27 protein-coding genes, 1 pseudogene and 3 other annotated features are annotated in these 24,730 nt (G+C 36.8%); of the genes and pseudogenes, 21 read left to right on the top strand and 7 right to left on the bottom strand.

Annotated elements, in window-relative coordinates; genetic code table 11:
* Positions 1-11 precede the first annotated feature (11 nt).
* The 8 genes from mutM (at position 12) to dnaI (ending at position 7,435) form a co-directional block, all read left to right on the top strand.
* The gene (gene mutM / locus BR72_RS07940) at positions 12-842 is read left to right on the top strand and encodes a DNA-formamidopyrimidine glycosylase (RefSeq protein WP_035431749.1); all 831 of its coding nucleotides are present in this window, start codon (positions 12-14) and stop codon (positions 840-842) included.
* A gap of 122 nt (positions 843-964) precedes the next feature.
* Complete coding sequence (gene ytaF / locus BR72_RS07935) at positions 965-1,597, top strand: sporulation membrane protein YtaF (RefSeq protein ID WP_035431747.1); 633 nt, start codon at positions 965-967, stop codon at positions 1,595-1,597.
* 48 nt (positions 1,598-1,645) lie between these two features.
* Complete coding sequence (coaE, locus tag BR72_RS07930; RefSeq protein WP_035431745.1) at positions 1,646-2,248, top strand: dephospho-CoA kinase; 603 nt, start codon at positions 1,646-1,648, stop codon at positions 2,246-2,248.
* Between the two features lie 109 nt (positions 2,249-2,357).
* Positions 2,358-3,386, top strand: coding sequence for a glyceraldehyde-3-phosphate dehydrogenase (locus tag BR72_RS07925; RefSeq protein WP_035431743.1), 1,029 nt, complete (start codon positions 2,358-2,360; stop codon positions 3,384-3,386).
* Positions 3,387-3,752: 366 nt separating this feature from the next.
* Positions 3,753-4,136 (top strand): adenosylmethionine decarboxylase, encoded by a 384-nt coding sequence (gene speD, locus BR72_RS07920; RefSeq protein ID WP_177206909.1) that lies wholly within the window; start codon positions 3,753-3,755, stop codon positions 4,134-4,136.
* Between the two features lie 409 nt (positions 4,137-4,545).
* A complete protein-coding gene (gene nrdR, locus BR72_RS07915) occupies positions 4,546-5,007 on the top strand; it encodes a transcriptional regulator NrdR (protein ID WP_035431740.1) in 462 nt (153 codons plus the stop codon).
* Positions 5,008-5,081: 74 nt separating this feature from the next.
* A complete protein-coding gene (locus BR72_RS07910) occupies positions 5,082-6,470 on the top strand; it encodes a replication initiation and membrane attachment family protein (RefSeq protein WP_035431738.1) in 1,389 nt (462 codons plus the stop codon).
* Positions 6,471-6,499: 29 nt separating this feature from the next.
* Entirely contained in the window at positions 6,500-7,435 is a 936-nt protein-coding gene (gene dnaI / locus BR72_RS07905) for a primosomal protein DnaI (RefSeq protein WP_035431736.1), read from the top strand.
* 28 nt (positions 7,436-7,463) lie between these two features.
* On the opposite strand, the gene BR72_RS25405 is transcribed toward dnaI, so the two are convergent.
* Positions 7,464-7,625, bottom strand: coding sequence for a DUF4177 domain-containing protein (locus BR72_RS25405; protein ID WP_081904820.1), 162 nt, complete (start codon positions 7,623-7,625; stop codon positions 7,464-7,466).
* Between the two features lie 149 nt (positions 7,626-7,774).
* Between BR72_RS25405 and ytxC the strand changes: the two genes are divergently transcribed.
* From ytxC to BR72_RS07870, 7 genes are all read left to right on the top strand, one after another.
* Positions 7,775-8,656 (top strand): putative sporulation protein YtxC, encoded by an 882-nt coding sequence (gene ytxC / locus BR72_RS07900; RefSeq protein ID WP_035431734.1) that lies wholly within the window; start codon positions 7,775-7,777, stop codon positions 8,654-8,656.
* A 32-nt stretch (positions 8,657-8,688) separates the two neighbouring features.
* Positions 8,689-8,915, top strand: a binding site (T-box leader).
* Positions 8,916-8,965: 50 nt separating this feature from the next.
* Positions 8,966-10,897 carry a threonine--tRNA ligase gene (gene thrS, locus BR72_RS07895; protein WP_035431731.1) on the top strand — a complete coding sequence of 644 codons (1,932 nt, stop codon included), beginning with the start codon at positions 8,966-8,968 and terminating at the stop codon, positions 10,895-10,897.
* 201 nt (positions 10,898-11,098) lie between these two features.
* Positions 11,099-11,217 (top strand) — a sequence feature (ribosomal protein L20 leader region).
* A 62-nt stretch (positions 11,218-11,279) separates the two neighbouring features.
* Positions 11,280-11,783 carry a translation initiation factor IF-3 gene (gene infC, locus BR72_RS07890; RefSeq protein WP_020060081.1) on the top strand — a complete coding sequence of 168 codons (504 nt, stop codon included), beginning with the start codon at positions 11,280-11,282 and terminating at the stop codon, positions 11,781-11,783.
* Between the two features lie 21 nt (positions 11,784-11,804).
* Positions 11,805-12,002 (top strand): 50S ribosomal protein L35, encoded by a 198-nt coding sequence (gene rpmI, locus BR72_RS07885; protein WP_020060080.1) that lies wholly within the window; start codon positions 11,805-11,807, stop codon positions 12,000-12,002.
* 40 nt (positions 12,003-12,042) lie between these two features.
* Complete coding sequence (gene rplT, locus BR72_RS07880; protein WP_035431729.1) at positions 12,043-12,402, top strand: 50S ribosomal protein L20; 360 nt, start codon at positions 12,043-12,045, stop codon at positions 12,400-12,402.
* Positions 12,403-13,065: 663 nt separating this feature from the next.
* On the top strand, positions 13,066-13,557 hold the full coding sequence (locus tag BR72_RS07875) for a dUTP diphosphatase (RefSeq protein WP_035431727.1): 492 nt from the start codon (positions 13,066-13,068) through the stop codon (positions 13,555-13,557).
* Between the two features lie 70 nt (positions 13,558-13,627).
* Positions 13,628-14,713, top strand: a complete 1,086-nt coding sequence (locus tag BR72_RS07870; RefSeq protein ID WP_035431725.1) for a M42 family metallopeptidase — start codon at positions 13,628-13,630, stop codon at positions 14,711-14,713.
* 40 nt (positions 14,714-14,753) lie between these two features.
* Here BR72_RS07870 and BR72_RS07865 read toward each other — a convergent pair whose 3' ends face one another.
* Positions 14,754-15,371, bottom strand: coding sequence for a TetR/AcrR family transcriptional regulator (locus tag BR72_RS07865; RefSeq protein WP_035431723.1), 618 nt, complete (start codon positions 15,369-15,371; stop codon positions 14,754-14,756).
* Positions 15,372-15,668: 297 nt separating this feature from the next.
* On the opposite strand from BR72_RS07865, the gene BR72_RS07860 reads away from it, so the two are divergent.
* Together BR72_RS07860 and BR72_RS07855 are read left to right on the top strand one after the other, a co-directional pair.
* Positions 15,669-16,322 carry an HlyD family secretion protein gene (locus tag BR72_RS07860; protein ID WP_035431721.1) on the top strand — a complete coding sequence of 218 codons (654 nt, stop codon included), beginning with the start codon at positions 15,669-15,671 and terminating at the stop codon, positions 16,320-16,322.
* Positions 16,323-16,336: 14 nt separating this feature from the next.
* Entirely contained in the window at positions 16,337-18,124 is a 1,788-nt protein-coding gene (locus BR72_RS07855; RefSeq protein ID WP_035431719.1) for a DHA2 family efflux MFS transporter permease subunit, read from the top strand.
* 90 nt (positions 18,125-18,214) lie between these two features.
* Here the strand turns inward: BR72_RS07855 and BR72_RS07850 are convergent, their stop codons facing one another.
* From BR72_RS07850 to BR72_RS07840, 3 genes are all read right to left on the bottom strand, one after another.
* Positions 18,215-18,922, bottom strand: a complete 708-nt coding sequence (locus BR72_RS07850; RefSeq protein ID WP_035431717.1) for a CPBP family intramembrane glutamic endopeptidase — start codon at positions 18,920-18,922, stop codon at positions 18,215-18,217.
* A 52-nt stretch (positions 18,923-18,974) separates the two neighbouring features.
* Entirely contained in the window at positions 18,975-19,691 is a 717-nt protein-coding gene (locus BR72_RS07845) for a CPBP family intramembrane glutamic endopeptidase (RefSeq protein ID WP_035431715.1), read from the bottom strand.
* A gap of 114 nt (positions 19,692-19,805) precedes the next feature.
* On the bottom strand, positions 19,806-20,378 hold the full coding sequence (locus tag BR72_RS07840) for an HD domain-containing protein (protein ID WP_035431713.1): 573 nt from the start codon (positions 20,376-20,378) through the stop codon (positions 19,806-19,808).
* 498 nt (positions 20,379-20,876) lie between these two features.
* Here BR72_RS07840 and BR72_RS07835 point away from each other — a divergent pair, with 498 nt between their 5' ends.
* On the top strand, positions 20,877-21,119 hold the full coding sequence (locus tag BR72_RS07835) for a hypothetical protein (protein WP_141771614.1): 243 nt from the start codon (positions 20,877-20,879) through the stop codon (positions 21,117-21,119).
* A 131-nt stretch (positions 21,120-21,250) separates the two neighbouring features.
* Here BR72_RS07835 and BR72_RS26310 read toward each other — a convergent pair.
* Positions 21,251-21,354: pseudogene (locus BR72_RS26310) on the bottom strand (IS3 family transposase); the annotation flags it as partial.
* Positions 21,355-21,722: 368 nt separating this feature from the next.
* On the opposite strand from BR72_RS26310, the gene BR72_RS07830 reads away from it, so the two are divergent.
* Positions 21,723-22,034 (top strand): hypothetical protein, encoded by a 312-nt coding sequence (locus BR72_RS07830; RefSeq protein WP_035431708.1) that lies wholly within the window; start codon positions 21,723-21,725, stop codon positions 22,032-22,034.
* 254 nt (positions 22,035-22,288) lie between these two features.
* Here the strand turns inward: BR72_RS07830 and sspI are convergent, their stop codons facing one another.
* On the bottom strand, positions 22,289-22,498 hold the full coding sequence (gene sspI / locus BR72_RS07825) for a small acid-soluble spore protein SspI (RefSeq protein WP_035431706.1): 210 nt from the start codon (positions 22,496-22,498) through the stop codon (positions 22,289-22,291).
* Positions 22,499-22,612: 114 nt separating this feature from the next.
* On the opposite strand from sspI, the gene BR72_RS07820 reads away from it, so the two are divergent.
* A complete protein-coding gene (locus BR72_RS07820) occupies positions 22,613-23,377 on the top strand; it encodes a TrmH family RNA methyltransferase (protein WP_035431704.1) in 765 nt (254 codons plus the stop codon).
* Between the two features lie 34 nt (positions 23,378-23,411).
* Positions 23,412-23,640: a binding site (T-box leader), on the top strand.
* 44 nt (positions 23,641-23,684) lie between these two features.
* On the top strand, positions 23,685-24,719 hold the full coding sequence (pheS, locus tag BR72_RS07815; protein WP_035431702.1) for a phenylalanine--tRNA ligase subunit alpha: 1,035 nt from the start codon (positions 23,685-23,687) through the stop codon (positions 24,717-24,719).
* Positions 24,720-24,730: the final 11 nt, after the last annotated feature.

Raw genomic sequence — 24,730 nt, 5'->3', positions numbered from 1 at the left:
GAAGTGATAGTATGCCAGAATTACCAGAGGTTGAAAATGTCAGGCGAACGCTAGAACAGCTCGTTAACGGAAAGACGATTGAAGAAGTGATTGTAACATATCCGAAATTGGTGAAAGAACCAGATGACGCCGAACTTTTCAAAGAGATGCTGCGCGGCGAAACGATTGAAGAGGTCAGACGCCGCGGCAAGTTTCTTCTTATATATGTAACCCGTTATGTCATTGTGTCTCATTTGCGAATGGAAGGGAAGTATATGCTTAGCGATAGTGATGATCCAGTTGATAAGCATACACATGTCCGCTTTCGTTTTACAGATGAAACGGAACTTCGTTACAAAGATGTACGGAAATTCGGTACGATGCACCTATTCAAAAAGGGTACGGAGTTTACAGCTATGCCGCTTGCTGATTTAGGGCCTGAGCCTTTTTCAACTGAGTTAACACCAGCGTATTTACAAGAAAAATTGCAAAAAACGGCTCGGAAAGTAAAAGTTGCTTTGCTCGATCAACGTATTTTAGTCGGCCTCGGTAATATATATGTAGACGAAGTGTTATTTCGTTCGCGTATTCATCCAGAGCGAGAAGCGTCTTCTTTAACAGATAAAGAATTTGAAACGTTGTATGAAGAAATTGTGGCTACGTTAACTGAAGCAGTAGAGCGCGGTGGAAGTACGATTCGTACGTATGTGAATTCACAAGGAAAGATCGGTTCATTTCAAGAGCGTCTTTACGTATATGGGAGAAAAGGTGAGCCGTGTGTAACATGCGGCACTTTACTGGAAAAAACAGTTGTTGGCGGACGTGGTACACATTATTGTCCGGCTTGCCAGCCGAAAAGTTAAACAACTGAAGCAGTTGTAAAAAATATTTACTTACGGCAGCATCATTATATTTTTCACAATAACATCGGATAGGCTTCTGTCATATATATAAGCAAAGCTATGTATAGGGAAGGAGCTTATCGATGTATCATTATTTCTCTCTTATTTTATTAGCTTTTACGTTAAGTTTAGATAGCTGTAGTGTAGGGCTCACGTACGGGCTTCGGAATGTTCGGATTCCACTGAAGTCAATTATCGTAATTGGGATTTGTTCAGCTGTTGTGATGATACTCTCAATGGGAATCGGACATATGATTGCTCAAATTTTTTCACCGGTGCTAGCGAAAAGAATTGGCGGATTCGTTCTTGTCGTAATCGGTGCGTGGGTGTTGTATCAATTTTTTCAAAGTGATAAAAAAGAGGATGCGTTGCAAGAAGAAAAAGTATGGAACTTAGAAATTGCGTCTCTTGGTCTTGTCATTCAAATTTTACGAAAACCGACTGTTGCTGATTTTGATAAGTCTGGGGTCATTTCTGGAGTAGAAGCGCTTCTCCTTGGTATGGCACTTTCGTTAGATTCATTTGGAGCTGGGATTGGGGCATCTTTACTTGGATATTCTCCGTTCATGATGGCGGGATTGGTTGCAGTAATGAGCTCGCTATTTTTATTCTGCGGAATGAAAGTAGGGACAATATTATCAAATATGCGATGGTTACAAAAATTCACGTTTTTACCAGGTGTATTACTTATTATTATTGGAATTTGGAAAATGTAAGAGACGTGAAACAATTGTTTCACGTCTCTTATTATAAGGGGGATTATGATGACAGTTGTAATTGGATTAACAGGCGGCATTGCCAGTGGGAAAAGTACAGTATCAAAAATGTTTCAAGGTTTTCACATCCAAGTCATTGATGCAGATATTATTGCAAGAGAAGTTGTGGAGCCTGGTAAGGAAGCGTATAACGAAATTGTAAAAGCGTTCGGAAAAGAAGTGCTTGAGGAAAACGGGGAGTTAAATCGCCCGAAACTTGGCAGCATTGTATTCCATAATGAAGAAAAACGCTTGCTGTTAAATAATATTGTGCACCCAGCTGTACGAAAGGAAATGAATGCGCAAAAGGATAGATACATAAGAGAAAATACGCAAGCGGTTGTGCTCGATATTCCGCTTTTATTTGAGAGTAAATTAACAAGTCTTGTCGATCAAATTTTACTTGTTTATGTGGACAATGAAACGCAGATTACAAGGTTGATGGAACGTAATCTTTTTACAGAAGAAGAGGCGAAAGCACGAATTGCTTCGCAAATGCCATTGCAAGAGAAAATAGCATTAGCAGATAAAGTGATTAATAATAATGGCACAATCGAAGAAACGAAAGCACAATTAAGCAACATTTTAAAGGAATGGAACATTATTAAATAAAAAAATTGAAAAATGATGAAATTGTTTAGTGACATATCCGCTTTTTGTGTTATACTATTATTGGGATTTGAGAGAAATAGTATAACGCAATCAAGGGGGATAACATATTATGATTCGTGTGGCAATTAATGGATTTGGACGTATTGGGAGAATGGTGTTTCGTCAGGCAGTAAAAGAAAGCGCATTCGAAATTGTAGCGATTAATGCGAGCTATCCATCTGAAACGTTAGCACATTTAATTAAATATGACACAGTTCACGGTAAATTCGATGGTACAGTAGAAGCGTTTGAAGATCATTTATTAGTAGATGGTAAAATGATTCGCCTTTTAAACAACCGCGATCCAAAAGAATTGCCTTGGAAAGAATTAGAAGTAGACGTTGTAATTGAAGCGACGGGTAAATTTAATTCTAAAGAAAAAGCAAGTCTTCACGTAGAAGCTGGTGCGAAAAACGTTATTTTAACTGCACCAGGAAAAGATGAAGATGTAACAATTGTTGTTGGTGTGAACGACGAACAACTTGATATTACAAAACATATCGTTATTTCAAATGCATCTTGCACAACAAACTGTTTAGCGCCTGTTGTAAAGGTGTTAGATGAGCAGTTTGGAATTGAAAACGGTTTAATGACAACAGTTCATGCATACACAAATGACCAAAAAAATATTGATAATCCACATAAAGATTTACGCAGAGCGCGCGCATGCGGCCAGTCTATCATTCCAACGACGACAGGTGCTGCGAAAGCGTTAGCGAAAGTTCTTCCACATTTAAATGGGAAACTTCATGGCATGGCACTTCGCGTTCCGACACCAAATGTATCTCTTGTTGACTTAGTTGTAGATGTAAAACGCGACGTAACAGTGGAAGAGATTAATGAAGCATTTATGAATGTTGCTAGCGGTGCATTAAAAGGAATTGTCGCATTTAGCGATGAACCGCTTGTTTCTATAGACTTTAACACAAATACGCATTCTGCAATCATTGATGGTTTATCTACAATGGTAATGGGCGAGCGAAAAGTAAAAGTACTTGCTTGGTACGATAACGAATGGGGTTATTCTCGTCGTGTTGTAGACCTTGTAAAGCTTGTTGTAGATCAATTCGCGAAACAAGAAAACGTACAACATATTTAATAGATGAGAAAAGGGCAGGCGTTAGCCTGTCCTTTTTTGTAATAGAAAAATATTACATATTTTTTCTGTGTAAATCACCTAGAACAGCTATGATTACTGTGGTTTTGAGTCTTTTCTCTTTTTGGAGGAAAATAAAAGAAAAAGTATCATCTGAAAAAATAAAAAACTGATGTTGCAAAATGAAAATAAACAAAGTATACTAACATTCGTAAACTTAAGAGCTGAGGTACGTAGTCACTACTTAAAGGGTTAGGACCTCTCTGGACTAACTTTCCCCCGTGGTAGTGGAGCAAACCAAATTGCAAATTAGTTTTCAATTCGAACAGTTAAATTAAATCAATGAGGGGGAACTGTAGAATGGATACTATGGATACTATGGGTCGTCACGTAATTGCGGAACTTTGGGATTGCGATTTCGACAAGCTTAATGATATGCCTTATATTGAAAGGTTATTTGTGGATGCAGCACTTCGAGCAGGCGCTGAAGTACGTGAGGTTGCTTTCCACAAATTTGCACCACAAGGTGTAAGTGGAGTTGTAATTATTTCTGAGTCTCACTTAACAATTCACAGCTTTCCGGAGCATGGTTATGCAAGTATTGATGTTTATACTTGTGGGGATCGCATTGATCCAAATGTTGCTGCGGAGTACATCGCTGAAGGTTTAGGAGCAAAAACGAGAGAAAGTATTGAACTTCCTCGCGGTACAGGTAGCTTCGAAATTAAGCAAAGAGAAACAAAAGCTCTTTAAAAAAGAAGATAATTGATTTAAAATGTAAAGAGGTGTATAATGCACCTCTTTTTAGTTTATATTGTGTTATCACCTATCTATATAAATACAACTTGAAACAACGACGTAAAAAACCCTTTCTTTTTAGATGGACGAGAGCATCTGGCTATGCATAGAAGCGGCCTTTGCCTTCTTCTGCCACATGCCAGGTTTTAAACAAAAGGAGCAGGCCAGTAGCGGGCATGTTGTATTCTGCATAGCAGTAATCTCTGTGTTGAAAAATCAAGTTGGATTTATATATTATAATAAGAAGAAATTTGTTTATACATAAGTGCATGTAATTGAGTGTTTATAATATTGAAGAGAAAATTATTGTTTAAAATGTTTTAGTTTTGTTAAGATAAAATTAAATTGTAAAGGAGTGAATGGATTGCGTTGTCCATCCTGTTTTCACAATGGTACGAAAGTATTGGATTCACGTCCAGTTGACGAAGGACGATCAATTCGCAGAAGAAGAGAGTGCGAAAGTTGTTTCAGTCGCTTTACCACATTTGAACGTGTCGAAGAGCCACCGCTCATTGTTGTAAAGAAAGAAGGGACGCGAGAAGAATTTAACAAAGAGAAAATTTTGCGTGGTTTAATTAAAGCGTGTGAAAAGCGACCTGTAACGTTAAAACAATTAGAAGAAATCACACAACATGTAGAACGGGAATTACGTAACTTAGGAATGTCAGAAGTACAAAGCGATATGATTGGTGAAATGGTCATGGAAGCGCTTCGTGATATTGATGATGTTGCATATGTACGTTTTGCATCTGTTTACCGACAATTTAAAGATTTGAACGTATTTATTGAAGAGTTGAAAGATATTCTTCAAAAAGAACGAAAATAAAAGAGCTAGAAGCGTAAGCTATTAGCTCTTTTTTCACTCATAATAAGAATGGATGACAGAAAGGATTTGCAAGGATGGAAAGACAGTCATGGATGGAACTGTTGCCAATTGACCGTTATAAAGTAAGTGCAAGAGGGCTGCTCAGCAACTATGATCGTAAAGTGCTGACAATGTTATATCAGCCACTTATTGGCAGTAAAGCTTTTAGTCTATATATGACATTATGGGGCGAGTTAGAGCAGGACCGTTTATTTGGAAGAGAAAATACACACCATTCTATTATGGTAACAATGCAAATGCAGCTCCCAGAGATTTATGAAGAACGTCTAAAGCTAGAGGCGATTGGACTTTTAAATGTGTATGTGAAAAGAGAAAAAGATATTCGCATGTTTATTTATGAGTTACAGCCACCACTTATGCCAAAGCAATTTTTTGATGATATTGTATTAAGTATTTTCTTATATAACCGCTTAAGTAAGTCGAAATATAATCAAGTGAAGCAATATTTCTTAGAAGAAGAATTTGACTTTTCTTCATATGAAAATGCAACACGATCTTTTAATGATGTGTTTGGTTCTTTTAATCCAGGACAAGTTGAGCATGCCAAGGAAGAACTTATTATACCAAATGCAACTGTGATGCCGAGCAGGGCGGAGGGGAATGCGCCTCAAATTTGGAATGATTTCTTTGATTTTTCTTTATTTGTAGAAGGATTATCAGCGCTTGTGCCGCGTAAAGCAATCACGGATCAGATGCGTGAATGTGTGATTATATTAGCTTACGTATACGGCATTGATCCGTTATCCATGCAAAATATTGTTCTTGGTGCTGTTACGGAGCATAATACAATTGATATGGAACGATTGCGAAAAGGTGCACGTGATTGGTACCAATTTGAGAATGGACAGGCACTTCCTAAGTTTAGTGAGCGGACGCAGCCATTGCATGCGCGGACGATGAAGGAGAAAGAACCGACAACACAAGAAGAGATGCTGATTAAACAGTTAGAGGAAATTTCACCAAGAGAGTTATTAAAAGAAATTTCAGGCGGGGCTGAGCCGACGAAGGCTGATTTGCAAATTATTGAAGATGTGATGTTGAATCAGAAGTTAACACCAGGTGTTGTCAATGTCCTTATTTATTATGTCATGCTTCGTTCGGATATGAAGTTAGCGAAATCGTATGTAGAGAAAATTGCCGGACACTGGGCCCGTAAAAAAATTACAACCGTAACGGAAGCGATGGGGCTTGCGAAAGAGGAAAATCGTCAATATCAAGAATGGGCAGAAACAAAGAAAAAAGGAAAGACAACGAAGAAAACGGTTCGTAAAGAACTTGTACCAGACTGGTTAAAGGAACAAACAGAAGATAGCGAGCCATCACATCGTAGTGAAGAGCAGGGAAAACTAGAAGAAGAGCGTAAAAAGTTAGAGGAAGAGCTGAAAAAATATAAGAGAAACTAACAAAGACGAGCTCCTTTTGAGGTGAAGAAATGGAACCAATTCAAAATACATTTGCGAAGTTAATGCAAAATGAAAATTTTAAGAATAGATATGAAGTATTAAAAGAAGAAGTAATGGCGCATCCGCGTGTGAAAGCATTTATAGAAGAACATCAAGGTGAAGTAACAACATCGATGCTTGAACGCAGTCTTGTGAAGCTATATGAGTACATTGGGCAAAGTGTTGGATGTAAAGATTGCCCAAACTTAGAATCATGTAAAAATATGATTCAAGGATACGAACCGAAGCTTATTATTCAAGGAAAGATGATTGATATTCAATACGATCGCTGCGTGAGAAAAGTGGCTTACGATGAGCGGAAAAAGCAGGAAAAACTTATTCAAAGCATTTATATGCCAAAAGATATTTTGCAGGCTTCTATGGCTTCTCTTGATTTGTCAGATAGAGAGAGGTTTGAAGCAATTCGAGCTGCAAATGAATTTTTAAGTGAATACGAACAAGGAAAAAAAGTGCAAGCATTATATTTTTATGGACCGTTTGGTGTTGGGAAAACATTTGTTTTAGGGGCGATTGCAAATGAACTAGCAGAGCGTAAGGTCAGCTCCATGATCGTATATTTGCCGGAATTTTTACGAGAAATTAAAAGCTCATTGCAAAATAATACGATTAGCGAAAAAATTGATGCGGTCAAACATGTTCCGGTGCTCATGTTAGATGATATTGGAGCGGAAGCGATGTCGAGCTTTGTGCGCGATGATGTACTTGGAGCGATTTTACAGTTCCGCATGCTGGAGAACTTACCGACGTTCTTCACATCTAACTTTGATTTTAAACAACTCGAGCATCATTTAACGTATACACAGCGCGGAGAAGAAGAAGAAATGAAAGCAGCCCGTATTATGGAGCGTATTAAATATTTAGCAAAGCCGATTCCAATTGGCGGGAAAAACCGCCGTCATACGTAAAGAGCAAGCAGTGAGCTTGCTCTTTTTTTTATATAGTTTGTTTTCGTTCAAAAATAAGTTCGAAATATGCAGCGGATCCAGTCCCTGCTGTACTAGGAGCGAAAATTTGTACGAAACGCCAACCTTCTTTTGGTTTGGATGCCATTAGACCTGATTTTAGTTCGATTTTTACAAATTTGTATTCGTACATATGGTATCGCTCCTTTTACAACCTTTTTAGTAAAATTATACAGTAAAAATAGCTTATGAATATAAAAAATTCATATTAGCTTGTATCATTTTTTGTACATCTCCCTAATATATATGGAAATAGCAAGAATTATAAAAGGGGGGGTACAATTGATTGAAATCTGCTTCGAAGAAAAAAATGATGCTATTGTTATATATAAAGAACTAAAAAAAAGGACAGATCATATATATGAAGAAATAAGCATCTACTTGTACGAACAAATGGTAATTATTCATATACCGATACAAGAGTCGCGATATATTGATAAAGTAGTTATTCCTGTATTTATGCAACATATTATCAACACAAAACAAGATGAATGGATTAGCGCAATTTTAAAAGATAAATTTTATTTTAAAGAGCGAGAAGAACGAACCCAAATTTTACATATGGCGCATTCTATATTAAAAGGAAAACGAAAAGGATTAATAGATGCACCTTCAAAGGAAAGTGGGAGAGCATTGGTGCAATCTTCTTTGCAAGGCTGGATGCATGATACGATGTCTTTTTCGTTTGGCGCATATATTCGTTTTCGCTTGAGAAAATACAATGAATTTTTATATCGAACGGCAGAGTTGGCGATCGATGAATATAAGTTAGAACAAGAGTATCAAATGTTCGTAGAAACACTTCGCCAACAAGTAAGCAGCCGAAAATCACGTTTATCTTGTTTGCATCTCGTGTTTAATGATAGTTGTATCTTTTATGATGAAAAGTGGCAACGTTTAAAACAAGAAAAACTTGTTCAGTATATAGAAGAAGAATTGCTCTCTCAAAAAGATGTATACATTGATCCGAATGTTATGGCACCGCTTCTGTCGATCGCGCCTAAAAAAATTCATCTGTATGCGAAAGAACAAGATCATAATATGATTGTAACGATTCAAAACGTCTTTCAAGAGAGAGTGCAGTTATATACGCTTCATGAATTTGAAAAGAATGTGAAAAAATTTAAAAATAAAGGGAACGCCCTTGATTTTCTAAATTTTTGAGCATATAATTACGTACATAAACGAAAATACATCGAAATGTTACGATGAGGACATGAGTAGTTATCTACGATTCCCAGAGAGAGAAGCCTTGGGCTGTGAGCTTCTTAATACGAGATTATTACTTACCACCTCTGAACTTCAGCAGTGAACGAATGTCTAGTAATTGCTGACGGCAAGTGCCGTTATCATGAACTTGAGCAGTTAACGATATGTTAGCTGGAACAAGGGTGGAACCACGAATTCAACACTCGTCCCTTTTTATAGGGATGGGTGTTTTTTATTTTGATTATAAAAAAGGAGTGACTAAAGATGGCAGATGTAGTAAAAATTACATTTCCAGACGGAGCTGTGAAGGAGTTTCCAAAAGGAACAACAACAGAAGACATTGCTGCTTCTATTAGCCCTGGCTTAAAGAAAAAAGCGATTGCAGGGAAATTAAATGAGGAAATGATAGACTTACTTACACCGATTGAGCAAGATGGTGCAATCTCTATCCTTACATTAGATTCTGAAGATGGGCTATACATTTTACGCCACTCAACAGCTCACTTATTAGCGCAAGCACTAAAGCGCCTATATAAAGATGTGAAGCTTGGAATTGGTCCTGTAATTGAAAACGGCTTCTACTATGATATCGATATGGAAGAAGCAATTACAGTTGAAGATTTTCCGAAAATCGAAAAAGAAATGCAAAAGATTGTGAACGAGAACTTAGAAATCGTTCGTCATGAAGTACCACGTGCGGAAGCACTTCGTCGTTACGAAGAAATTGGCGATGAACTAAAATTAGAACTTATTAACGATCTTCCAGAAGATGCGGTTATTTCAATTTATGAACAAGGCGAATTCTTTGACCTTTGTCGCGGTATTCACCTTCCATCTACAGGTAAAATTAAAGTATTTAAACTGTTAAGCGTTGCTGGTGCTTACTGGCGCGGCGATAGCGACAATAAAATGTTGCAACGTATTTACGGTACTGCATTCGTGAAAAAAGCAGAATTAGATGAGCATTTACGTATGCTTGAAGAAGCGAAAGAGCGTGACCACCGTAAATTAGGTAAAGAGTTAAAACTATTCACAAATAGTCAAAAAGTAGGGCAAGGCTTACCACTTTGGTTACCAAAAGGTGCAACAATCCGCCGTATTATTGAGCGTTACATTGTTGATAAAGAAGTAAGCTTAGGATACGACCACGTATATACTCCAGTATTAGGAAGCCGAGAGCTTTATGAAACTTCTGGTCACTGGAATCACTACCGCGATGGCATGTTCCCATCAATGGAAATGGATAATGAGGAATTAGTACTTCGTCCGATGAACTGTCCTCACCATATGATGGTGTACAGAAACGATATCCACAGCTATCGTGAATTACCAATCCGTATTGCGGAGCTTGGAACAATGCACCGTTATGAAATGTCTGGTGCGCTATCTGGATTACAACGTGTACGCGGAATGACTTTAAATGATGCGCACATTTTCGTTCGTCCAGACCAAATTAAGGAAGAATTCAAACGCGTTGTAAACTTAACTTTAGAAGTATACAAAGACTTCGATTTAGAAGATTATTCATTCCGTTTATCTTATCGTGATCCAGAAGATACTGAAAAGTATTTTGATGACGATGAAATGTGGGAAAAAGCACAATCAATGTTAAAAGAAGCTATGGATGAAATGGGTCTTGATTACTATGAAGCAGAAGGTGAAGCGGCATTCTACGGTCCAAAACTTGACGTGCAAGTTCGTACTGCGCTTGGTAAAGACGAAACACTTTCAACTATACAATTAGACTTCTTACTTCCAGAACGCTTTGAGTTAACTTACATCGGTGAAGATGGTAAGCAACATCGTCCGGTTGTTATTCACCGCGGTGTAGTATCAACTATGGAACGCTTTGTTGCCTTCTTAATAGAAGAGTACAAAGGTGCATTCCCAACTTGGTTAGCACCAGTTCAAGTACAAGTAATTCCAGTTTCTCCGCAAGTACATTTAGACTATGCGAAGAAAGTACAAGAAGAATTACAACGTGCTGGCATTCGTGTTGAAGTGGATACTCGTGACGAGAAAATTGGTTACAAAATCCGTGAGGCGCAAATGCAAAAAATTCCATATATGCTTGTAGTAGGTGACAATGAAGTTGCTGAAACTGGTGTAAACGTTCGTAAATATGGTGAACAAAAATCAGAAACAATTTCATTAGATGCTTTCGTTGACTTAATTAAAGTTGAAGGAAAACGATAAGAAAAAGTCGCGGCTTGTCCGCGGCTTTTTTTGTGCGTTTCCATTTGGCAATAAGAACCAAAGGCTGCTTTGTATAAAAAACTATTGCATGTATTCATTTTGTTTGTTACAATATTTTTTGTTGTTACTTAAGAAGTAGAGCTTCTTGACAGGCATTATGTCCTATGGTAAAATCATCAAGGATAATAGAATACGGATTTGTGGAACAAGTAGAAGCACCCGCTTCTCACCTGATTGACGCGAAAGCAGTTGGCAGGTAAGTATTTCTTATTAGAGATATTATAAGTGTGGGTGTTGTATGCCCGCACTTTTTTATTTGGGTTCTTCCTTCCCAAGACGTATTCCCATAAAACCTTGGAGGTGGCTTACTATTAGCAAGGACATGATGATTAACGAGCAAATTCGTGCACGTGAAGTACGTTTAGTTGGTGCAAATGGTGATCAACTTGGAATTAAGTCTCGTCAAGAAGCATTAGATATGGCTGCAAACGTAAATCTTGATTTAGTATTAGTTGCTCCAAATGCGAAACCACCAGTATGCCGTATTATGGACTACGGAAAATTCCGCTTTGAGCAACAAAAGAAAGAAAAAGAGCAGCGTAAAAATCAAAAAATCATTAGTATGAAAGAAGTTCGTTTAAGTCCAACAATTGATGAACATGACTTTAACACAAAACTTCGTAATGCTATTAAATTCTTGGAGAAAGGCGACAAAGTTAAAGCGTCTATTCGCTTTAAAGGTCGTGCCATTACTCATAAAGAAATCGGTCAACGTGTTTTAGATCGCTTCTCTGAAGCTTGTGCTGAAGTTAGTACAATTGAATCTAAGCCAAAAATGGAAGGACGCAGTATGTTCTTAGTTTTAGCACCGAAAAATGATAAGTAATTAATAGAGGAGGAAATCACTATGCCTAAACAGAAAACTCACCGCGGCGCTGCAAAGCGTTTCAAAAAAACAGGATCTGGTAAACTAAAGCGTTCTCACGCTTACACAAGCCACTTATTCGCTAACAAATCTACAAAAGCTAAACGTAAATTACGTAAAGCTGGTGTAGTAAGCGCTGGTGACTTCAAACGTATTCGTCAAATGCTTGACAACATGTAATTCATATTTTGTTCAGATAGATATCTAGGAGGGAAATAATATGCCAAGAGTAAAAGGTGGTACGGTTACTCGTAAACGTCGTAAAAAAATTATTAAATTAGCAAAAGGTTACTACGGTTCTAAACATACATTATACAAAGTTGCTAACCAACAAGTAATGAAATCTTTAATGTATGCTTTCCGTGACCGTCGTCAAAAGAAACGTGACTTCCGTAAATTATGGATCACTCGTATTAACGCAGCTGCTCGTATGAACGGTCTTTCTTACAGCCGTTTAATGAACGGTCTTAAGCTTGCTGGTATCGAAGTAAACCGCAAAATGCTTGCTGACCTAGCTGTTCACGATGCAAAAGCTTTCGCTGAATTAGCAACAGCTGCTAAAACTGCATTAAACAACTAATTGTTGATAAATCCTTAGGACATTGCTCCTAAGGATTTTTTTATTGAATCGCGTCACCTTCATAAAATGAACGATACAATTGCTGAAATGGAAGAAGGAAAGATTAATGGCCGTGTTTGAGCATAAAAATTTCAATAATATAAAAGAATAAACATAAAAAGTCGGAGAGGTTCTCTGGCTTTTTATGTTTATTTATATACAAGGAAATTTAAAATACGACATCTGTTTTGGAGAGGCGAGAGCATCTGGCCGCGTGCGAGGTTTCAAACAAAGGAAGACAGTAAGTACGGGTCATGTTGTACTTTGTATAGCAACGATTTATCCAGCATTAACGGGCGGTAAGACCCCCACCTCAATATTCAGAGAGAAGCAAAGAAGATAGGTGGGGGGATAACTGCCCGTAAAAGCCCGATTGGTTCAACTAACCGTCAGTGGGGGATGAAGAAAACCCCCACTGACGGAAGTTTCACTTTATACGTCGGAAAATAAAAATAGATATGAAATATGCTGCGAAAAGGGTGCTTGACTTTAGATAATCTTGTCTTTTCACACGAAACTGACACTGTTATAATGTAAGAATATAACGTGGTTATTTGTTTATATTTACCATTAGAATGGAGCGATATCGAGTGAGTGTATTCGATATTGAAGGAGGAGTATGTTTTGGATCTACTACAACTATTTAAATTACAAAAAGAATTAGATGATCGTATTGCGAAAGAACATAATTTAGAACCGAAAAAATTATTAAAAGAAAAAATGCTAGCACTGCTTGTGGAAATTGGCGAACTTGCAAATGAAACACGCTGCTTTAAATATTGGAGTAACAAGCCATCATCTGAGCGTGAAGTTGTACTAGAAGAATACGTAGATGGGTTGCATTTTATTTTATCTATCGGAATCGATTTAGGAATCGATAAAAATTTCTTGTTTTATAAATGTGCACTAACAAATAAAACGCAAGTAGAAATTTTCTTAGATGTATATGCGAAAGCAATTCGTTTTAATGAGCAACCATCTATTACAAATTACATTGAATTGTTTACGAGCTACCTTCGTTTAGGACAAGCGCTTGATTTTGGACAAGAAGAGATTGAGAAAGCATATTTAGATAAAAATGAAGTAAATCATCAACGTCAAACAGAAGGTTATTAATGAAATTTTTTGAATATTCTTCATCGCTCTTGTATAATTGAAGAGATGAAAAAAAGGAGGACATTGTCCAATGACTAAACTAGATGCGACCTTGACGATGTTAAAAGAACTAACAGATGCACGGGGGATTGCAGGAAACGAACGCGAGCCTCGTGAAGTAATGAAGAAATATATCGCACCGTTTGCTGATGAAGTATCAACAGATAACTTAGGAAGCTTAGTTGCGAAAAAAATTGGTGACGGCAATGGTCCAAAAATTATGGTAGCCGGTCATTTAGATGAAGTCGGTTTTATGATTACGCAAATTGATGATAAAGGGTTCTTGCGCTTTCAAACAGTTGGTGGCTGGTGGTCACAAGTTATGTTAGCACAGCGTGTAACAATTGTTACGAGCAAAGGTGATGTAACAGGTGTCATTGGTTCAAAACCACCGCATATTTTACCAGCTGAAGTTCGTAAAAAGCCAGTTGATATTAAAGATATGTTTATTGATATTGGTGCTTCTAGTAAAGAAGAAGCGCTGGAGTGGGGCGTACGCCCAGGAGATCAAGTTGTACCATATTTCGAATTCCAAGTAATGAAAAATGAAAAAATGTTACTTGCGAAAGCATGGGACAACCGCATTGGCTGTGCAATTGCAATCGATGTGTTACAACAATTGAAAGATGAAAAACATCCAAATATTGTATACGGTGTTGGAACTGTACAAGAAGAGGTAGGTCTTCGCGGAGCGAAAACATCCGCACATTATATTCAACCTGATATCGCATTTGCAGTAGATGTTGGAATCGCTGGTGATACACCAGGAGTAAGCGACAAAGAAGCGCAAGGAAAAATGGGTGATGGCCCACAAATTATTTTATATGATGCATCTATCGTTGGACATAAAGGTCTTCGTGACTTCGTTGTTGGCGTAGCAGATGAATTAAATATTCCATATCAATACGATGCACTTCCTGGCGGCGGAACAGATGCAGGAGCAATTCATATTGCTGTAGACGGTATTCCAGCAATGGCAATTACTATTGCAACTCGCTATATTCATTCCCATGCGGCAATGTTACATCGCGATGATTATGAAAACACAGTGAAGTTAATTGTAGAAGTTGTGAAACGTCTTGATACTGAGGCTGTACATAACATTACATTTGATTAATACAAAAAAGAGCGAGAGGATAGCCTGTCGCTCTTTTTTATTAAAATGACCCCTTTAATCCAGCTGCTGTAAATGGACCTAAAATAATTAAACGAGCTAGCTGCAAGGCCATATAATGAGGTGTATATGGCATATTTTGTCTTAGCCATGAAATGATCATTCCTAAATGTGCACCTGTTACATAACTAATAAGGATGTCACGCGGTACAACTAACTGATCTTCGTTTGGTTGTGAAATAGAAAGACTAAGAAGCAAATTCGTTTGAATGGCTTTCATCATTCGAGAGGAAAACTTCGGAATCCCGTTCTCGCCAAGCATCACTTGATAAAAGAAAGCATTCTCAGCAATATGATTAAACAAAGAAAGAAAGACAGGATGAGGAGTATCGAGGGTAAGTTGAAACTCACTCTTATTTAATTCTTTCGGTTTGAGAATGTCTGCAAATGTGGTTAGCATTTCTTCGGTGCTTTTGTCTAGAAGGTCATATTTGTCATAATAATGGCTATAAAAAGTTGCACGGTTGACAGTTGCCTTTTCAGCAATATCTTGAACTGTAATGCTATCGAAACCTTTTTCGTGTATTAAAGATATAAGAGCATCACGAATTGCTTGTCTCGTTCGTTTTACGCGTGGATCGTTTGAGTTTTTAATAGACATTTTCACTCTCCTTGCTGAATTTTATTCATTTAACCAACAGATGTTTAGTAAAGTGTCGGTTAAACAACATACATATCCAAATTGTTGGTTGTAGATTCAAAATAATTATTTATAATTATAAACGATATTCCTTTAGAAAACAGCACCACTTGCATGTGGACAAAAACGGTTTTGTCATGCAAAAAGGTGTGATTTTTTTCATTAATGGTTAATATAATTAACAATTAATGAATATAAACAAAAGGGATATGAAATAGTTTAGAAAAAAATTATATGCGATATAAGGAGAGGAAAGCAATGAATCAGTTTGGAAGAATAATAATTATCAATATTATCACGTTAATTGTATTAGTTGGTGGTGGTGTTGGCGGTTATTACTATTACAATCAATCTCAAAATTATTTAAAAACAGAAAATGCAAAAATTGATGGAAAAATAATTCCAATCGCATCACCAGTAGCAGGGAAGTTAACAGAATGGAAAGCTGAAGCAGGTAAGAATTACAATGAAAACGATAAATTAGGTACTGTTTCTATAGTGGGACCAAACGGTGAGCAAACAGTGGATGTAACAATTCCGAAAAATGCAACTGTTGTTCAATCAAATGCAACAACAAATGCTTTTGTTGGAGCAGGTAGTCCAATTGCGTATGCATATGATATGAATGATTTATGGGTAACAGCAAATATTGAAGAAACAGATATTGATAGTGTACACAAAGGTCAAGAAGTAGACGTGTATGTAGATGCATATCCTGATACAACGTTAACAGGAAAAGTAGAACAAGTTGGTTTAACAACAGCGAATACGTTCTCTATGCTACCATCAAGCAATGCAACAGCAAACTATACAAAAGTAACACAAGTTGTACCAGTTAAAGTTTCTTTAGATCATAGCAAATCAGTAAATATTGTTCCTGGAATGAATGTGACAGTTCGTATTCATAAGTAAGGGGGGAAGATAAAATGTCCTCAACTTTAATTGTAGGATATGCATTATTTTGTATTGTCGTCTTCTTCCTTGTAAATCGTCTTTTAAGAAAGAAAAAAACGAACGCGGGAGAAGAAAAAGTCCCAGCCGTAAGTAAGATAGAAGCAAAGCAACCAGAACAAGAAGTTTCAAATGTTGTGGAATTAGAAACACCAAAAAAAGAAGTAGTAGAACAAGAAATACCGAAAATTACAAAAGAAGAACCCAAAAAAGAACCAAAAAAGCAATTGCCAGTAGAAAATGTAAATGTAAAAGCAGTTGTAGCAGTATTAATTCTCGGTATGTTCGTGTCAATTTTAAACCAAACAGTCATTAATGTTGCTTTGCCAGCATTAATGAATGAATTTAACGTATCCACTTCAACGGCACAATGGTTAACAACAGGATTTATGCTTGTAAATGGTATTTTAGTGCCAATTAGTGCGTTTTTAGTTTCACGGTTTACGTATCGTAAACTATTTGTAGCAGCGATGTTGTTCTTTACAGTAGGTTCTATTATTTGTGCTGTATCTGGAAGCTTCACGATGATGATGACAGGACGCGTGACGCAAGCAGTTGGAGCAGGGATTTTAATGCCAGTTGGTATGAATATTTTCATGACTTTATTCCCGCCTCATAAGCGCGGAGCAGCGATGGGGTTACTTGGGGTAGCGATGATTTTAGCACCAGCTATTGGACCAACTATAACAGGTTGGGTTATTCAAAATTACAATTGGAACTTAATTTTCTACGGGATGTTTGTCATTGGTTTATTTGTCACATTCCTATCTGTAAAATTCTTTACACTAGCTCAGCCAGTTTCTAAAACAAAGTTAGACATATTTGGCGTTATTAGTTCAAGTATTGGGCTTGGTAGCTTACTGTATGGATTTAGTGAAGCCGGAAATAAGGGTTGGAGCAGTGCGGAAGTTGTGATTTCACTTATCATTGGTGTAATTGGGATAGCGTTCTTTATTTGGAGAGAGATGACGACGGATAATAAGATGCTTGATTTACAAGTATTTAAATATCCAACGTTTACTTTCACATTATTAATTAACGCAATTGTAACGATGGCACTCTTTGGAGGTATGTTATTACTTCCTGTATATCTGCAAAATATTCGCGGCTTTACGCCAATTGAGTCAGGTTTATTGCTTCTTCCAGGATCATTAATTATGGGGATCATGGGACCAATTGCAGGAAAGTTATTTGATAAATATGGTATTCGTCCATTAGCGATATTTGGATTGGCTCTTACGACATTTGCAACATATGAATTTACTAAGTTAACAATGGATACACCATATAGCGTCATTATGACGGATTATATTATACGTTCATTTGGTATGGCATTCATTATGATGCCAATTATGACAGCGGGTATGAACGCACTGCCAATGAAGTTAATTTCTCACGGTACTGCAACGCAAAATACATCAAGACAAGTAGCAGGTTCAATCGGTACAGCGATCTTAATTACAATTATGACGCAGCAAACAACAAATCACGTCGCAGATTACGGAAATATGCTAACGAAAACAAATCCAATTTTAGTTGATAAGGTACATGGAATGGGACAAAACTTAGCAGCGGTTGCTGGATCAGCACAAGCTGGAGATGTGATGAGCACGCAACTATTATTCGGACAAATTTCGAAGCTGTCTGCGATTAACGGTATTAATGACGCATTCTTAATTGCAACAATATTAGCGGGTATTGCTTGGGTATTATCACTATTCTTACCATCAGGTAATAAGCCAAATCGAAAAGCAGGGAATTAATTTCTCTGCTTTTTTCTTTTGGATATTATAAAAAAATATGGATAATTGATAGAAATAAACCGCCATTATGCAATCATAATGGCGGTTCATTCAGTACAAGAAAGAACATGTATTAATTGTGATGTGAAGCAGAATAGCGGGAACGATAGAGTTCGTTTGTTTATATAATAAAGAAGCAAAGAGACCAGTAATAAAGGCGCCCACCATAATTCCAACTGAATACGTATGAGCGATACCGAATAATAAACTCGAAATGATAGCAGCTGGCCAAAATGTGAATTTCTCTCCAAAGAAACGTAAAAGTATGCCTCTGCATATTAGTTCTTCTTTAATAGGTGCAAGTAATCCAACTGTAAGAATTAGTAAGAATTTGTACTGTTCTAACGTAGCAAAATTTAATGCATCTACTTGCTCTTGTACCGAATTAGGGAAAATTTTATCTAGTATAACAAGGTCGATAAAAATACCGATAGCGTAATAAAGGAGTATGTATATATACGTACGAAAAGATTTTAAACATTGAAAATCAATCGCTGGTAATACTAGAGTTTTAAGTGGTTTATACTTTGCGATATATAGCATTAAAAAGAATAGGGCTATGAATTCATAACTAATACTTTCAAGTGACTCAAGTAGAGGAGTATGTGTATTTGGGCGAACATATTTATATAACTCGATAGGGAGTATAGTGAAAACTCCATTAATCATTGGAATAACGAGAATGATCATTAACAGGATTCCAAAAAATTCAAGCCAAGATGTTTTCGTTTGCTGTTCTATTTGTATATGTGTTTGCAAAGTCTTGCTCCTTTCTAGTAGTAGTAGTAATTTGACTTTGTGTATCCCTTGTTTATGTTAAAAACGCGAGCATATTATTCATCATATGAAATAATATAGCAGGAATAATAGAATTTGTTTTTTTATATAATACAGCCATAAATATCCCCGTCATAAAAGCGCTGGCCATAACACCTAAAGAATATGTATGGGCGATTCCGAAGATGAAACTGGATCCAATTGCTGCTATCAAAAATGGAAAACGTTGCTGGAAAAATTGAAGAATGACTCCACGGAAAATAAGTTCTTCAATAATAGGGACGAAAATCGCACCTTCTAAAATTAGTAGAGTTTTATATTGTTTTAAAGTATTTAAGTTTAAAGCTACATCTTGTTCCTGCGTTGCATGAGGAAATATCTTAGAAATTATAAATATATTAATCGTAATACTAAACACAAAGAAAAGAAATAAGTATACATATGTGCGAACTTTCTGGAGTGCTTGGAAATTTAAAGCAGGTAATAACAGTTCTTTCATAGGTTCGTATTTAAAAATAAACAATAATAAAATGAGCAGTTGTAATAAAGCACCTCCGGTTGCTCCAAGTGAGCTATATAGGGCGCTTGTTTTTTTATCAGAAATGCCTTCGCTATAAATCATAAATGGAAGACTTATAAATAAGTCACTTATGATCTTTGCCCCAAAAAAGGCAAATAAAACAGAACCGATGAATTTTCCCCATGATAAGGAATGTTTTTGATCATATGTAAGTTGTATAGAATGTTGCATATATCGAATCCTCTCTATTATTTATATATAAAATTATACATATTTAGATAAAATGTACCATAAGTTAATGTTACATAATAGTTTGAAATTTTGTGATTTTTGTTCTGTTATTGATTAACATATTTGCTCCGCTTTTTCATTGGTAGAAATATGAGCAGAGGATGTTGATTGTTGGACTTGTAATTCACGATCTACCATCTTATCTAATCGCTTGATTGCTTGCAGTGCTTTTTCATAAGAGATTGCTCGGTAGTGATGTGCCCCGCCCGGTTCTTCATCGGCTTCGTCTGCCCATTTAATAATATTTTGGAGAGGTGTTCTCTCAAGTGATTGTTCTAGTAGAAAAGAATCAGTGTGCAGGAGAATGGCAACAGAAATTTCCTTTGCTTGTTTTGGATGTTCTCCTAATCGGATTAGCAATTTATGAGCTCTTTCTGCTCCTTTAATGGCGTGTATATCATTCTTTTTATATAATTCATAGTCCCATTCCCCATCACGATACCATGTATGATGTCCGATATCATGAAGAAAGCCAGCCTTTGTTGCCGCGTCGACTGAGGCGTGATGCTTTTTTGCTAAGTGAAACGCATGATAAGCGACGGCAATCGCATGGACCATTCCAGAACGGTTTACATACTTTTGTGTAATATGGTGTTGGAAAATTTGTTCAAGCGTGATACGGCGCATAAAGCATTCACTCCTTTTGTTCATTGATGTATATGATGAAAACGAATAGATAGCCATAAGTATATTTTGAACATTTTACTTCATCATATTGTGTTAGTAAAGTAATTAGTGATGTAATAGGGAAATTTTTATTCTACTTTTACTTGAATATAACCAGCATCGCCTTGCTCCCAAAAAACGCCGATATAATATACGTATGTTCCAGGTTTACTTGGAAGAGGAATTGTATTGTGAGTTGTATTTCACACTATTAATTTTATTTCGGATAGGAAAAGAGAATCTAGTATTTGCTAGAGAAGACCATGTCGTTAGGGTTGATAGAAGAGATAAAAAACTCATAATATAGAGCGAGGTATCAAAAATCCTACTGGTACAGAAATCATGCCCAACTTTGGAGATATTTTAACAGAATGATCAAGAATTGTATAAATGTCTATTTCACATAGCCATATTTGGTCATATATATATGGTACCCCTATAAAGAAAGGATTTGACTTTATGGCTCTTTTAACTAACTGTGAAACCTGCACTCCTCCTGCGGGTTCAACACCTATTCTCACTCTGAATGTACCTGGTGGGCTTGCTATTGACCTATTAGGAATTCATATTGAAGCTTGTCCAATCTGTGTTACAGTATTCACTGATGGTGGTACACTAACAGCTCAACAACAAGACATTGTAGATAACCTTCTTCAGACTGTTCGTATTTTTAATCCGGATATTAAAAACTTTCAAAAATAAATAAACGAATAAGTGTATAGATATATCAAAAAGCCTTCGGTTTTCTCCTTAAGGCTTTTTGAAGTGAACCCATAAAGTTAGACGGGTTATTTGATTATGCGGCGGTTAAGGTCTGAACTCGGTATTGTTACTTAGTTCAGGCCTTTTAATTTTGCCTTAATTCGTTTGTGATTGTAGTAATCTATATATTTCATTAGTTCTTTCTTAATTGATCTACACTTTCAAATTCCTTCATAATGCGTTGCACTTTTTTAGGTGTGAGTTCTGGCTAGTCGTTTTGGGAATACTCCACGAATTTAACGTAACTAGATATAAAAAAATCGGATTGCTTATAAAAATGCACAAAACCCCCGAATTGTGGACGAAAAAAATTTCCATGATTCGAGGTACAGTTCACACATGCATGCTCCCTCTGTTTTAAACCTCGCCCGTGGCAGAAAAAGGCCCTGACCGCTTCTACGCATAGCCAGAAGCTTTCGTCTCTCGAAAAAGAAGTTTGGTTTTAATTAACTGATTAGTTCGAAAAAAACGTTCTGTTTTGACTAATCAATTAAATAATTATGTTAAAATTAAATTACATTTATTTGGAAATGTTGTGTTTGTTTGGAAAATGAAATAGTTATTCCAAAGAAGAACGGTATAATTAGTTATCTTTCTTTGGTTATTGGAATTATTTGTTTTTTTATCGTTTTTGTAACACCGACAAGAATAGCGAATATCGGAAGTTTAGTTGGAGATTATATAACATTTTTTCTTACGGGAATAGGTATCACACTTTCTATAATCGGGATAGCGAAGAAAACAGAGAAAAATGTAGTTCCTATAATATCTTTAATCCTCTCCTCTTCTTTCTTTATATTTTGGATAATCGCGATTTTCTTATTGGTGACGGGTCAAATTGAATTTGCTCCGTAGCATGCAAATACCTTTAAACTATAGTTCAAAAAGAATAGTAAAATATTTCGCCAAAAAACGCTCAGACTTCTGAGCGTTTGAATTTTTTAACAAATAAGTCGCTGCTATGTAAAATACAACATGCCCCGTACTTGTTTGCTCTTTTTGTTTTAAACCTCGCCCGTGGCAGAAAAAGGCCCTGGCCGCTACTATGCACGGCCAGAAGCTCTCGTCCTCCCCTAAAAAAGGGTTTTTTATATCTGTTTTACCCCTGCTTATTTTTTTACACCTTGCTCTAGCGTCGCTAACATCTCATGCTTTTCACTATCATCAGCATTTTTCCAAATCACTTCGAATAACACACCAAGTCCTGGAAGCATTTTTTCTTCTCCGCTTTGAATCGCATCGACAATTGTTTCTTGTAATTGGTCTTGTGTATTTCCAGCTATGTTTGCTAATACAGCACCGCGTAAATTAAAGTTCATCGCTTTCACCTCTTTTTAGGAATGGAAACTGACGTTAGTTTTTGTTCTTTTTTATGTAAATATGTATGAAAAATAGGCTATAATGAGAAGACAAGAAGAGAGGGAATGCATAGAATGAAAAACATTGATTCAGTACAAAATCCGCGCGTAAAGCAGTGGAAGAAGCTGCAGACGAAAAAAGAGCGCGATAAAAAAGGATTATTTTTTGTAGAAGGATTCCATTTAGTTGAGGAAGCTTTAAAAGCAGGCGTTGTAACAGAGTTAATCGTCTCAGATCAGACGGATCTTCCGAAAGATTGGACGGTTGATGATGTAGAAATGTATATTTTGTCTGAAGCGGTTGTAAAATTGTTATGTGAAACAGAAACGACACAAGGAGTATTTGCGGTTTGTGAGAAACATGAAAAAGAAATTGCTCTTACAAATGGGAAGTTTCTACTATTAGACGGCCTGCAAGACCCAGGGAATTTAGGGACAATCATTCGTACCGCAGATGCAGCTGGACTTGATGCTGTTATCCTTGGAGAAGGATGTGTCGATGTATATAACAGTAAAGTACTACGTTCTACGCAAGGTTCTGTATTCCATTTACCGATTGTAAAAGGAAACTTAGAAGAATGGGTAGACAAGTTAACTGAAAATAACGTTCCTGTATACGGAACAGCACTTGAAAATGGTGTTCCATACGGTGAAGTAGCACCGACAGGAAGTTTTGCATTAATTGTAGGTAACGAAGGAAACGGCGTTCGCCAAGAGCTTCTTGCGAAATGTAAGCAAAACTTATATATTCCGATTTACGGAGGAGCAGAATCATTAAATGTTGCGGTTGCAGCAGGTATTTTAACGTATTATTTGCAAACTCCGGTTGCGAATCGATAAAAAACTTCTTATAATAGGTGGAAGTGAAATAGTTTAAAAAACGATGATAGAGAAGAGTAACTTGCAAAATCGCCATATAGGGAGAGAGTGCCATAGACTGAAAGCATTCTTATGGTAGACGGAAGTGAATTCACCTCTGGAGTTGACGCCAGGACCATGTAAATGTAAAGGCGTTCCGGTTGAAAAAGCCGTTATAACGAATTAAGTGGGCAGACTCGTTCTGTCAATTTAGGGTGGTACCGCGAATTTACCTCGTCCCTTTTTAGGGAGCGAGGTTTTTTTATTTTTATCATTAGGAGGGTTCCAAATGGAAGCACGTTTAAAAGAGCTAAAGCAAAAAGCGTTAGAGCTGATTGAAGAAGCGAAAGAGCTAAAGGGCTTAAACGATGTACGCGTTGCGTATTTAGGAAAAAAAGGTCCGATTACAGAAGTACTGCGCGGCATGGGGAAATTATCTCCAGAAGAGCGCCCGCTTATGGGAGCTTTAGTAAATGAAGTGCGCGAGGCAATTCAAACGCGTTTAGAAGAAAAAGTTAATCATTTAGAAAAAACAGTAATTGAAGCAAAATTAGCATCTGAAACTATTGATGTTACATTACCAGGTCGCCTTGTAGAAACAGGTTGTCACCATCCGTTAACAGCGGTTGTTGAACAGATTGAAGATGTGTTTATCGGTATGGGATATGAAGTTGCAGAAGGAACAGAGGTAGAGAAAGACTACTATAACTTCGAAGCATTAAACTTACCGAAAGATCACCCAGCGCGTGATATGCAAGACACTTTCTACATTACAGAAGAAACATTACTACGTACACATACATCTTCTGTGCAAGCAAGAACAATGGAAAATAATAAAGAAAAAGGCCCAATTAAAATTATTTGCCCTGGTAAAGTGTATCGCCGTGATGATGACGATGCAACGCATTCACATCAGTTCATGCAAATTGAAGGCCTTGTAATCGACAAAAACATTCGCATGAGTGACTTAAAAGGTACATTAGAAGTATTCGTGAAAAAAATGTTCGGTGAAGATCGTGAAATCCGTCTTCGTCCAAGTTTCTTCCCATTCACAGAACCATCTGTTGAGATGGATATTTCTTGTATGATGTGTCACGGGAAAGGTTGCGGTACTTGTAAAGGGACTGGCTGGATTGAAATTTTAGGTGCTGGTATGGTTCATCCGAACGTACTTGAAATGGCAGGCTACGATTCAAAAGAATATCAAGGTTTCGCATTCGGTATGGGTGCAGAGCGTATTGCAATGTTAAAATACGGCGTTGATGACATTCGTCATTTCTATACAAATGATGTACGTTTCTTACAACAATTCAAACGAGCGTAAGGGAAGGAGAG

The sequence above is a fragment of the Bacillus sp. UNC322MFChir4.1 genome, from assembly GCF_000746135.1.
Taxonomy (GTDB): domain Bacteria; phylum Bacillota; class Bacilli; order Bacillales; family Bacillaceae_G; genus Bacillus_A.
This window is presented reverse-complemented; position numbering and strand designations above follow the sequence as displayed.